The organism is Bacteroides reticulotermitis JCM 10512, assembly GCF_000517545.1.
In the GTDB taxonomy this organism is placed as follows: Bacteria; Bacteroidota; Bacteroidia; order Bacteroidales; family Bacteroidaceae; genus Bacteroides; species Bacteroides reticulotermitis.
In genome coordinates this window covers 1-12,643 of record NZ_BAIV01000030.1, presented here as the reverse complement: position 1 = coordinate 12,643, position 12,643 = coordinate 1, and the positions used below count along the sequence as shown (strand labels likewise).

At 44.5% G+C, this 12,643-nt stretch carries 6 protein-coding genes and 2 pseudogenes; 3 read left to right on the top strand and 5 right to left on the bottom strand.

Annotation, left to right across the window (positions count from 1 at the left end):
- Positions 1-32 precede the first annotated feature (32 nt).
- Together JCM10512_RS16475 and leuS are read right to left on the bottom strand one after the other, a co-directional pair.
- Positions 33-950, bottom strand: a complete 918-nt coding sequence (locus tag JCM10512_RS16475) for a YitT family protein (protein ID WP_044164778.1) — start codon at positions 948-950, stop codon at positions 33-35.
- 17 nt (positions 951-967) lie between these two features.
- Positions 968-3,800 (bottom strand): annotated as a pseudogene (gene leuS, locus JCM10512_RS16470) (leucine--tRNA ligase).
- A 476-nt stretch (positions 3,801-4,276) separates the two neighbouring features.
- Between leuS and JCM10512_RS16465 the strand changes: the two are divergent.
- Complete coding sequence (locus JCM10512_RS16465; RefSeq protein ID WP_148298442.1) at positions 4,277-4,801, top strand: hypothetical protein; 525 nt, start codon at positions 4,277-4,279, stop codon at positions 4,799-4,801.
- Positions 4,802-4,894: 93 nt separating this feature from the next.
- Here JCM10512_RS16465 and JCM10512_RS16460 read toward each other — a convergent pair whose 3' ends face one another.
- The 3 genes and pseudogenes from JCM10512_RS16460 to JCM10512_RS16450 form a co-directional block, all read right to left on the bottom strand.
- Positions 4,895-6,247: an efflux transporter outer membrane subunit gene (locus JCM10512_RS16460; RefSeq protein ID WP_044164818.1), complete on the bottom strand. Its 1,353-nt coding sequence runs from the start codon at positions 6,245-6,247 to the stop codon at positions 4,895-4,897.
- 5 nt (positions 6,248-6,252) lie between these two features.
- Positions 6,253-9,424, bottom strand: a pseudogene (locus JCM10512_RS16455) (efflux RND transporter permease subunit).
- A gap of 21 nt (positions 9,425-9,445) precedes the next feature.
- Positions 9,446-10,552, bottom strand: coding sequence for an efflux RND transporter periplasmic adaptor subunit (locus tag JCM10512_RS16450; protein WP_044164776.1), 1,107 nt, complete (start codon positions 10,550-10,552; stop codon positions 9,446-9,448).
- A 192-nt stretch (positions 10,553-10,744) separates the two neighbouring features.
- Here JCM10512_RS16450 and JCM10512_RS16445 point away from each other — a divergent pair, with 192 nt between their 5' ends.
- Both JCM10512_RS16445 and JCM10512_RS16440 read left to right on the top strand, forming a co-directional pair.
- A complete protein-coding gene (locus JCM10512_RS16445; protein ID WP_044164775.1) occupies positions 10,745-11,596 on the top strand; it encodes a helix-turn-helix domain-containing protein in 852 nt (283 codons plus the stop codon).
- Between the two features lie 89 nt (positions 11,597-11,685).
- Positions 11,686-12,561 (top strand): DMT family transporter, encoded by an 876-nt coding sequence (locus tag JCM10512_RS16440; RefSeq protein WP_044164773.1) that lies wholly within the window; start codon positions 11,686-11,688, stop codon positions 12,559-12,561.
- The last annotated feature ends 82 nt before the right edge of the window (positions 12,562-12,643 follow it).

Sequence of the window (12,643 nt, the reverse complement as noted above, 5' to 3'; positions counted from 1 at the left end):
TTAAAAGGATAAACGATTGATTGCCGAAGGGTTTACTTAACCTTTAGTTTATCGAATCCTTCACCAAATACCCCGATTACGGAACTCTGTGAAATAAAGGCATTCGGATCAATACTTTTCACCAGTCGGAAGATATCGAGTGACTGACGTTTCTTGGCAAGTACGACCAGTACTTTCGCATCAGTCTTGCTGTACCATCCCGTGCCATTGAGTACCGTAACTCCCCGGTGTGTCTCCTTGATAATGCTGTCGGCTATTTCATCATATTTCTGCGAGAAAATAAGGAACTGAACCGATTGACGTGCACTGTTAACAATCCAGTCGAGGACAACTCCAATAATGAACAACGTAACAAAACCGAAGATTACGCGACGCCAATCCTGAAAAACGAAATAGCAAGAACTGATGATGAATAAGTCACAGATCATAATCATTCTGCCCAACGTCACATCTCTGTATTTGTTGACAATAGCAGCAATGATATCCGTCCCGCCGGTACTTCCGTTGTAATTGAAGGTAATACCCAACCCTATACCACACATGGCGGCACCAATGATACAAGCCATAAAGTCTTGTCCGGCACCCAGCAAGAGAGGCTTACCGTCCGGTGACATATCCGGTACCTTTAAGTAGTTGTTTACCAGCAATTGGAATAGCCAGAGCAAGAGGGTTAATGTAAAGATGGCGTACGTCGTCTTAATACTGAACTTGGGTCCCAATATTCGAATGGCAAAGGTCATCAAAACAGCATTGATAATGAAGTATGACCATTGGATTGGAAATCCGGTTGAGTAGTAAATAATGGCTCCGATACCGGTTGTTCCTCCTGTGGTAATTTGGTAGGGCAGTAAGAATACCGCCCATCCTAACGAGTAACTTATCAATCCGAGAGTGATATAGAGGTAATCTTTTACCTCTCTCATTATTTCCGTTTTTGATAGATTATACATGTATATATTGAATTAATTTAAACGACAACGTTTACAATCTTCTTCGGAACAACGATTACCTTTTTCGGTGTTTTACCCTCGGTCCATTTTTGCGAGCGTTCGTCCGCTAAAACAGCAGCTTGAATTGTATCTGAAGCAGCATCCGCAGCAAACTCCATGTTGAAGCGCGCCTTTCCGTTGAAAGAGACGGTATAGTTGATGGTATCTTCTTTCAGATATTCTTCGTTGCAAACCGGCCATTGGGCATCACATACCGTGGTGGTATGTCCCAACGTCTCCCATAATTCTTCCGATACGTGAGGAGCAAAAGGTGCAAGTACAATCACCAGCTGTTCCAACACCTCCTTTTTGGAACATTTCAGGCTGAACAATTCGTTGACACAGATCATAAAAGCACTGACCGAAGTATTGTAAGAGAATACTTCGATATCACCTGTTACCTTCTTAATTAGTTTATGAAGCGCTTTGAGTTCTTCTTTCGTTGCCGGTTCGTCATTTACCAGGTATTCGCCTGTACGACTGCAGAAGAGCGACCAGAATTTGCGAATGAAACGGTGTACACCGTCTATACCATTCGTATCCCACGGTTTAGCCTGTTCCAACGGACCTAGGAACATTTCGTACATGCGAAGTGTATCGGCTCCGTATTTTTCGACAATCATATCCGGATTTACCACGTTGAACATCGATTTACTCATCTTCTCAACTGCCCATCCGCAGATATATTTACCGTCTTCCAGGATGAATTCGGCTGTGTTAAACTCCGGGCGCCAAGCTTTGAATGCTTCCAGATTCAGTATGTCGTTGGAGACGATGTTCACATCGACGTGAAGCGGTGTTACATCATACTTATCTTTCAGGTTCAGCGATACAAATGTATTGGTATCTTTAATGCGATATACAAAGTTGCTTCTACCTGAATCATTCCTTGGTTAACTAACTTTTGGAACGGTTCTTCAGTGATGGAAACTCCCATGTCTCGCAGGAATTTATTCCAGAAACGAGAATATACCAGATGGCCGGTAGCATGCTCCGTTCCGCCGATGTAGAGATCCACATTCTTCCAGTATTCAACTATTTTCGGATCGACCAATGCTGTTGGATTCTTGGGATCCATGTAGCGCAGATAGTATGCTGACGAACCGGCAAATCCCGGCATCGTATTCAGTTCCAAGGGGAAAATGGTGCTATTATCTATCTTATCGTTATCAACCACACATTTATTGACTGTGTCCCATGCCCACTTCTTAGCATGTCCCAACGGAGGTGCACCGGTTTCGGTAGGTAAGAACTTAACTACGTCGGGCAGTTCGAGTGGCAGACAACTTTCGTCGATCATATACGGCATCTCGTCTTTGTAATAAACCGGGAACGGTTCTCCCCAATAGCGTTGACGGGAGAAAGTAGCGTCGCGCAAGCGGAAATTCACCTTTACGCGTCCCAAATTATTGTCTTTGACGTATTTCTTGGTTGCTTCAATCGCTTCTTTGACGGTCAGTCCGTTCAGCGAAAGATCACAATAAGGAGTTACTCCTTCACGGGGAGAGTTACATACGATACCCTCTTTGGCATCGAAGCTCTCTTCGCTCACGTCACAACCTTCTACCAACGGGCGAATTTCCAATCCGAAATGTTTAGCAAAGGCATGGTCGCGGCTATCATGTCCGGGAACCGCCATGATGGCTCCTGTTCCGTATCCGGCCAATACATAATCGCTGATCCAGATTGGTACGGCTTCTCCTGTGAATGGATTGATGGCATAAGAACCACTAAACACACCGGTAATGCTACGGTCAGAGATACGTTCGCGTTCCGTACGTTTACTTGTGCGGTTGCGGTAAGCGTCTACTTCCGCTTTATGTTCGTCAATAGTTACTTTTTCAACCAGCTCGCTTTCGGGAGCCAGCACCATGAAAGTCACTCCGAACATGGTATCTGCGCGGGTGGTAAAGATGGTGAATTCCAATTCGCTATCTTTCACTTTGAACTTGATCTCTGCACCTTCGCTGCGTCCGATCCAGTTCTTCTGCGTCTCTTTCAATGATTCCGTCCAGTCAATTAGATCCAGTCCGTCGAGCAAACGTTGGGCATAAGCCGAAACACGTAAGCACCATTGGCGCATCTTCTTTTGAACTACCGGATAACCACCGCGTTCGCTCACGCCATCCACTACTTCGTCGTTCGCCAATACTGTTCCCAGCTCCTGACACCAGTTAACCATCATTTCACCCGTGTAGGCGATGCGGTAGTTCATCAGGATCTCTTGCTGTTCTTTCTCACTCATGGCTTTCCACTCAGCAGCCGTAAAGTTGAGATCTTCGTTGCAGGCAACATTCATCCTTCACTTCCGTAGATACCGAAAGCTTGAATCAATTCTTCAATGGGGCGTGCCTGTTTTTCGTCGTTACAATAATAACTATTGAACATCTTTTGGAAAGCCCATTGTGTCCAGTGGTAATAATCCGGTTCACAGGTTTTGATCTCTCTGCTCCAGTCGAACGAGAAACCAATCTTATCAAGTTGTTCGCGATAGCGGTTTATATTTGCTTCGGTAGTAATGGCAGGATGCTGTCCCGTTTGTATAGCATATTGTTCAGCCGGGAGTCCGTAGGCATCATATCCCATGGGATTGAGAACATTGAAGCCCTGCAGTCGTTTGTAACGGGCGTAAATATCCGAAGCAATGTATCCTAGCGGGTGTCCTACATGTAGGCCGGCTCCCGATGGATAAGGGAACATGTTTAGTACATAGAATTTCTGCTTCGATTCGTCTTCCGTCACTTGGTAGGTTTTATTGTCCTCCCACCGCTGATGCCACTTCTTTTCAATCTCCTTGAAATTATACTCCATAGCGATAATCTTTTTATTTATAGTGATTTATACTGTTATTTTGATTTTAATCAGCAAATTTACGTGTTTATTTTCAGATAACCACGCCAAGGCATAAAAAACCTTTCTTTTATAATAAGGTAAAGCCGGTAAATGAGGAAAGACGATGCAAGCACATTTGAATGGATGAATTGAGATAGATACTTACGAACTGATTGATCTTTCTCATATGCTTATGATGATGAAGAATTGAAAACTGTGAATGAGAAAGCGATGTATTATGCTTATAATAAATGCTTTGGTTTTAACGATTGTGAAAAGTTAAATAGGATAGTATATATGGAATATGAATGTAATTAGAACGAAATATTTGAATAAAGTATAGCTTATGTTCCAAGTAATTGTTTACATTTGTCATGTCTGCTTATGGATGATGTCAAAACGATTGGAATATGATTACTAGATTGCTCTTTCACGGCACAGATAAAAAGTGTATTATGAAATATTTGAATTTACTGTTGATGATTTCTTTAATAAACATATCCTGTAGAGAGGATACTTCTATTCCTAATGGGTATGTCAAATATCAAACATTTAACGAATATATTTTAAAAGGTGTCCCTGGTAACATCGATAACCTAAATTCTCCTTATGTATTAGTTAAAGAGGATATTGATACTATTTTTGTAATAAGATCAAGTTGTGAAGATAAGGTTTTAGAATATGTAAATATGAGAGACTTCTGGTATAGTATGCAAACTTTTGAAGAGTTTGATGAACATATAGATATATATTCGGAGATTTTCATCTCGAATGGTACAATATTGACGTGCAATTATAATAGGGAGCGGAAAGATGGGAAAGAATATAATATAATTATTGAAAATGAAAAAGAGAAGATTGTTATATGGCATATGAAAATGGCCTATTCGAATAAAAAAGAATTATACGCCAAAAAACAAAGATACCTACTATTAACGTCATGTTATCGGCCGCCGCATATAGCTTCAAAAGAGCCGTGAGGGTTCTTTAGCTACTCTTAAAAAAAACAGCGAAACACTCGTTTAAGGAGATGTTTCGCTGCAATGTACTTTCAAGGGGCAACTAACTAGTCACTATAACCCTCCGCCTAAAGCATGGTATAGATTAATAACACCTTGTATTTTATCGAATCGATCTTGCATCTGTACAAGTTCTGCATTCAATAAAGATTGCTGGGCAGTCAGTACTTCCAGATAAGTGGTAGAAGAGTGCTGCATCAACAACTCGGTCTGACGTACGACTTCCTGCAATGTCCCGACTTGCTGTGTGCCTATTTCGAGACGTTGTTGTGCGGTCTGCCATTGTGTTAGCGCATCATTGACCTCTTTGCCGGCATCCAGAACTGCCTGATTAAATAAGAGAGTCGCTTCTTCTTGCTGCGCTTTCTTTACTTTCAGGTTAGCAATGTTAGCTCCTTTATTAAACAGCGGCTGCGTGAGTGAACCGACTGCATTCAACAACATCTTACCGGGATTCAGAATTACTCCGCCACCGTTGTTGGTCCATCCTGCCGTACCCGACAAGGTGATGCTCGGATAAAACGCTGAGCGTGCCGACTGGGTAGCATAAAAAGATTGTGCCAAATTGAATTCCGCTTGACGCACATCCGGACGGTTGGACAAAAGCTGTAACGGAATTCCGGTTGACAAATCTTCCGGGAACTGTTGCCCGGCTAACGTACCACGGCCGATGGCTTGCGGAACGGTGTTCAGCAAAGTCGATAAACTGTTTTCCGTTTCACTGATCGTTTTCCGGATCGAGAGAACAGATGCTTCCAGCGACATTAGATTTGCTTTTGCTTGTAGCACGGCGGCTTCTGTCGTTTTACCGGAGCGTTTCAACGCCTCGAGAGTTCTTACCGACTGCTGCCAACTGTCTCGTGTCTGCATATTGATCTGAAGCTGCCCGTCAAGCATTAGCAAGGTGTAGTAACTGTTTGCAATGGTTGCTACCAATTGCGTTTGTACAGCCTGTTCGTACGCCCGACTGCCCTCAAGTGCAGCTTTCGCCTCCTGTTTGGCATTCGTCACCTTGCCGAAAATATCGACTTCCCAACTTGCGGTCGCTCCCAACGTATATGTTTTCGTTGTGTTTCCGTTGTAGCGGCTTACTGCTCCTTCGGGACTCAGCGAAACCGCTGGTAGATACGAAAGCCGGGCATTCATCAGAACCGCTTCCGCTTCTTGTACTTTCAGATGAACGATGCGTAAATTGGTGTTTTTTAGCAATCCCTGTTCAATCAGTTCCTGCAAATACCTGTCCGTAAACAGGGCTCTCCACGACAAAGATCCTATCGACACGGAGTCTCTCGCTTCTACATCCCGGTATAAATTATCAGTTTCAATTTCCGGGCGGGAGTATGAATTGTATATCCCGCAACTTGTCAGCAGACAGGCGGAGATACTTAATAAAATCAATCGTTTCATGCGTCTCATTTTTTTTCAATTTCCTCTAATTCTGCTTGTATCGACCAGTCAGCTCCTTTTTTGCTAATTTGTGTCGGCTTGATTTTCTCCTGCAAATATTGGAATATAATGAAGAGCACCGGCACAAAAAACAGCAACGCTAGCGTTCCCACAAGTATACCGCCTATGATGCCCGAACCAAGCGTATGATTTCCATTGGCTCCTACGCCGTTGGCAAACATGAGCGGAAGCAATCCGAATACCATGGCAAGAACCGTCATTAAGATTGGGCGCAAACGTACCCGGGCCGAGGCTAAGGCCGCTTGTACTAACGACATACCCGCCTGACGCCGTTTGGTAGCGTATTCGGTGAGAAGAATCGCTGTTTTAGCTAACAAACCGATCAACATAATTATACCTGTCTGCATATAAATATTATTCTCCAAACCGAAGAATTGAGCAAACAGAAAACTACCCAATAATCCGCAGGGAACAGACAGGATGATGGCGAACGGAAGGAGGAAACTCTCGTACAAAGCACTCAGCAGCAGATAAACCAGCAACAGACAAATGCCAAAAATAATCACAACATTGTTGGTTGATGTACTTTCTTCGCGCGCAATACCTCCGAATTCATAACTATAGTTTTTCGGCAATACCTGCTTAGCAGTCTCCTTAATCGCATTCAGTGCATCTCCCGAACTGTAACCATGGGCAGGAGTTCCATTGATCGAGATCGCGTTGTAGAGGTTAAAGCGCATCAAGTCTTGCGGTCCGTACGTTTTGGTCAGCTTCACGAACTGAGAAAGCGGAGTCATTTCTTCCCCTGCCCGTACATATAAATGATTGAGCGATTCGGGCGTTACCCGGTATTCCGGATCTGCTTGAATTACCACGCGGTAAAGCTTGGAGAATCGGTTGAAGTTTGATACATACCCACCACCATAATAGCCGGAAAGAGTCTCCAATACATCATTCGGCGAAAGGCCTGCCTGTTCGCACTGAGTTGCGTCGATATCTACCCAATACTGTGGATAGTTGGTTTCAAAAGCTGAATAGACCGCTTCAATTTCCGGGCGTTTGGAAAGCGCCGCCACAAAATCATCCGATACTTTCTTGAAAGCATTCAGATCGCCGGCCGTTTTATCTTGTACATAAAGCTCAAAACCATTACCCATACCATATCCCGGAATCATCGGCGGAGTCATAACGAACATCTGCGCATCCGGAATTTGCGGAGCGATGCCATAAATCTTGCTCACAAGTTCCGAAGCCGATTGTCCTTCCTCCCGTCTTTCGTCCCACGGCGTGAGCGCCAGGAAGTACATACCCATCGACGGACCTGAGCCGGAGAATGAGTAGCCAACCACGCTTGCCCGGTGACTGATTTCCGGTATTTGTTCGAGTTGCTTGTTCACCTGGTCCATTACACGTTGATTCTGTTGCATAGACGTACCCGGCTTCGAGTTCATGCTGATCATAATCATGCCGGTATCCTCTTGAGGAATCAAGCCTGTTTGCGTGCTTCGGACGAGGAAGACAAGTAAAACGATCGTTGTAGCCAACAAACTCCACATCAACCAACGACGTTTGATAAGAACTAAAATACCCTGTACATAACGCTTAGACAACACATCGAAAGTTGTGTTGAACGCTTTACGGAAGCGGGCGGCAAAGTTGTTTTTCACATTACCCTCTCCGTCAATGTACGGGTGTAGCAGCAAGGCGCAAAGGGCAGGCGAGAGTGTAAAGGCATTAATTGCCGAAATACCTACCGCCACAGCCATTGTGATACCGAACTGTGTATAGAATGTACCCGAAGTTCCACCCATCATTGAAACCGGAATGAATACCGCCATGAAGATGAGTGTTGAAGTCAGGATAGCGGTCGAAATGCCCTTCATCGCATCATTAGTTGCCATGTAGGACGACTGATACCCGACGTCAAAACGCGCCTGTACCGCTTCCACAACAATAATCGCGTCATCGACCACCGTACCGATGGCCAGTACCAACGCAAACAGCGTCAGCAAATTGATCGAGAATCCCGCCACATACATGAAAGCGAATGTTCCGATGATGGAAACCAAGATCGAGAGCGTGGGGATCAGTGTCGACCGAAAGTCCTGCAAAAAGACATACACCACCACAATTACAAGCAAGATCGCTTCTAGCAGCGTTTTAATTACTTCGTGAATCGATGCGTGCAAAAAGCGGTTCGTATCGTTCAGCGTGACAAACTCCACCCCTTTGGGAGATCCTGTCCGATCTCTTCCAGTGTAGCGTCAATTTCGTTGATGATTTCCGATGCGTTCGAGCCGGCGGTTTGATACACCATAGCCATGGCTGCCGGATGCCCGTTCAGGTCGGTGGTGTAATTGTAGGCTTCATCGCCCAATTCGATCTCCGCTACTTCTTTCAAACGAAGCACATCACCACCCGGCAATGAGCGTATCACCAAGTTACCAAACTCCTCAGGAGTCGAGAAACGTCCGCGATATTTCATCGTATACTGATGCGTGTTATCGTGGTTCTCTCCAAAAGCCCCCGTAGCGGCCTCTATGTTCTGCTTGGCCAATACGTTGCTAATGTCGGCAGGGATGAGCTTGTATTGTGCCATCTTATCAGGTTTCATCCAGATACGCATGCTGTAATTCGAACCGAACTGCATGACTTGTCCCACACCTGCGATACGTTTGATGCGCGGTTCGACGTTGATCTTCATGTAATTGTTCAAAAACTGCTTGTCGTACGTATCATTCGGACAATAGAGCCAAAGGTTTTCAACTCGGCATTCTGCTGCTTGGTAGTCGTAACACCGATTTTGGTTACCTCGGCAGGCAGCAGGCTTAAAGCGGTAGACACACGGTTTTGAACATTCACCGCTGCCATATCCGCATTGCTTCCCTGTTTGAAAAACACATTAATCGACACATCGCCACTGTTGGATGCTGTCGATGTGATATAGTTCATGTTTTCTACTCCGTTGATCGCTTCCTCCAACGGAACGATAACGCTTTTCTGCACCGTTTCCGCATTGGCTCCCGGATAGTTGGTAAATACCTGTATGGTTGGAGGAGCCATGTCGGGGTACTGTTCCACAGGTAAGATAAACAGGGAGATAATCCCCATCAGGACAATCGTAATAGACACTACGATTGACAGGACCGGACGGTCAATAAAATATCTTAAGTTCATTTGATTACGTTTTTACCTTTTTTATAAGCCGGCTGATTGAACGGTGATTGGCATTCCGTCTTGTAATAAACCTACCCCTTCACGCACGATTGTATCGCCCGGCTGAAGTCCGGTACGGACAATATAATCGTTGCCGTTGTTGAGCCGATCAACTTTGACCGAGGTGGCTACCGCCTTGCCATCGACCACTTTATAGACCAAAATTTTATCTTGCATTTCGTAGGTGGCAGTTTGCGGAATGATCACAGCCGCTGCTTCCGTGTGTGGCAGAATTATATTTCCGATTCCACCGCTAAACAGCAACCGTTTCTCGTTCGGGAACACCCCTCGTATGGAGACGCTTCCGGTTTGTGAATTGATTATTCCACTGATACTTTCTATGCGTCCGTCTGCATCGTACATCGTTCCGTCATTGAGCTGCAGGCGTACCGGGGGCATTTGCTTGATCGTTTCGTCGGGTGAACCGTACTGCCGCACCAATGCACGGAGTTGGTTTTCGGTCATTGAGAAGTAGACATACATCATGCTGTTGTCCGATACCGTGGTAAGCGGTTTCTGCATAGACGGGCCTACCAAAGCTCCTGCGCGATAAGGCAATGTACCCACAATTCCATCCGAAGGACTTTGCACTTCCGTATAAGAAAGGTTGTTACGGGCATTAATTTCCTGCGCTTTGGCTTGCTCGAGTCCGGCTTGTGCTACAGCCAATGCGTTTTGGGCGGTCGACAAGTCATATTCTGAAATCACCTTCTCACGGAAAAGAACTTTTTTACTGTTATAATCCAGTTGGGCGGTAGCTACTTGTGCCTGTGCACTGTGTACATTGGCTACGGCTACTCGCAAGGCGGCTGTATAGGGCACTTGATCGACCACAAAAAGCGTCTTACCTTTTTTTACTTTTTCTCCTTCCGACACACATAGCTTGGAGATCGTTCCCGATACTTGTGGGTAGATCTCAATATCTTGTCTCCCTCGGATGGAAGCCGAGTACGACTCTGTTATCCTGACTGAATCGGATTGAACGGTAAGCACGGGATATGCTTGACTGTATTCTCCGGCTGGGTTATTTTTACAGGAAACAACTAAGAATGAGCATATAATAACGAATGCTCTGATTAAACTTTTCATACGGACATTTTATTAGGTTATCAAATCAGTACCGATTCCCTTCTGAATACGGTTGGGATTTGAGTGTGCAAAATTAGGAAACATCCTTTTTGAGGAGGGTAACAAAAAACGGCTATATTGGGTACTTTTCAATACTAAATGGTGTGAAATAGCCGATAATCTTCTATATTTGTAGTCATTTTCAATCCACGTATGACGAATATAAAACATGCATTCTGTACCGGCGAACAGAAATGTGCAGCGGGAGAGTCTTCCTTGAAAGAGAGTTTGAATCGATCTTTCGATTTAAATGAATGTACGGTTTTGCTATGCACGGAAGGGAGAGCTATTGTCTCTGTCAATTTTCAGAAGCGGACTCTGAGAAAAGGGGATGTCGTATTCCTTTTCTGTGATGCTATATTTGTAATTAACGAGGTTTCGAGCTCATTCTCCGCTTTTTATATTTCACTATCCAACGACATTGCGGAGGAATCCTTGTACAAGATGACCTCTTCTACCTTCTGGCTTTTTACCTACGAACACCCGATCTGTAAAACTACAAAAGAGCAATATGAGTTGATGCATGCTTGGTGCCGGCAGACTAAGTGGATGATGGAAACGTGCATACCGGAGTATCGGTCATCGCTATTGAGTAGCCATATCTATCTTTTGTTTATTTCTGTCGACAGTGAAGTAAGGCGATTTATGCCCGCTTTTGGCGATTCGAGTAAAAGAAATCGGGGATGGGCTTTAATCGGAGAGTTCTTTTCACTTCTGTCCGAACACTTTCGTAAGGAACGGGGGGTACAGTTCTATGCGGATAAATTGTGTATCACTCCCGACTATCTTACCAAGCTGACGCGTAAAGATATGAATCAGTCTCCCAAGGAGATTATCGATCAGCAAATTCTGATTGAGATTAAACTCTTTCTTTCGAATACAAATCTGTCTATTAAGAATATCGCGGCGGAGCTGAACTTCGAAGATCCTTCTTATATGTGTCGTTTCTTCCGTCGGATGACCGGATACACGCCGCTCAATTATCGCAATCGGATTATTAAGTAATTGTTTTTACTTCGACTAAATTTTATTTAGAATATATCCGTGTATATGCATGATTCGCCGTATCTTTGCGGCATATTAAAACCATCGATATGCAACTAAAGCACGGGTACTACCATCTGATTGCTATATTGACAGTAGCCATTTGGGGACTGACCTTTATTTCTACTAAAATTCTGATCAAGCATGGGCTGACTCCTCAGGAAATCTTCTTTTACCGTTTTCTTATCGCATACTTGGGCATCTGGCTGATCTCTCCCAAGCGATTGTTTGCCAGTAATCTGAAAGATGAACTCTGGCTACTTGCCGGCGGAATTTTCGGAGGATCACTTTACTTCTTTACCGAGAATACGGCTTTAGGGATTACGCAGGCTTCAAACGTAGCGTTTATCATCTGTACGGCTCCGTTGCTGACCGTTCTTCTCTCGTTGCTTTTTTATAAAGGCGAAAAAGCCTCGAAGGGGTTGATCGCCGGTTCCTTATTGGCGTTAGTGGGAGTCGGCATGATGGTTTTCAATGGAAGTGTGATCTTGAAGATCTCTCCATTGGGCGATCTGTTGACTTTATTGGCGGCACTTTCATGGGCGTTTTATAGTTTGGTCATTCGCAGGATGACCGGCCGGTATTCGACTGTATTTATTACCCGCAAAATCTTCTTTTACGGGGTGTTGACTATTCTTCCGGCTTTTCTGCTTCATCCTTTGCGCCCCGATTTGGAGGTTCTTTTGCTTCCATCTGTACTCTTCAACCTCCTGTTCTTGGCGGTTCTAGCCTCTTTGGTCTGTTACGTCTTGTGGAATCTTGTATTGAAGGAACTGGGTACGGTAAAGTCTTCTAATTATATTTATCTTAATCCGTTGGTTACCATGGTTGCTTCGGCTGCCATTCTGCATGAGCGAATAACTCCCGTTGCATTGATGGGTGCTGCCTGTATTCTATGCGGTGTGTATCTGGCGGAACGGAAATAGACGGAAAGAAGCCTCTCCTTGCATGGATTTCTTTCCCAAAAAGATCTAGACGTTTTCAAAAAAGAACCTGATCTTTGTATGG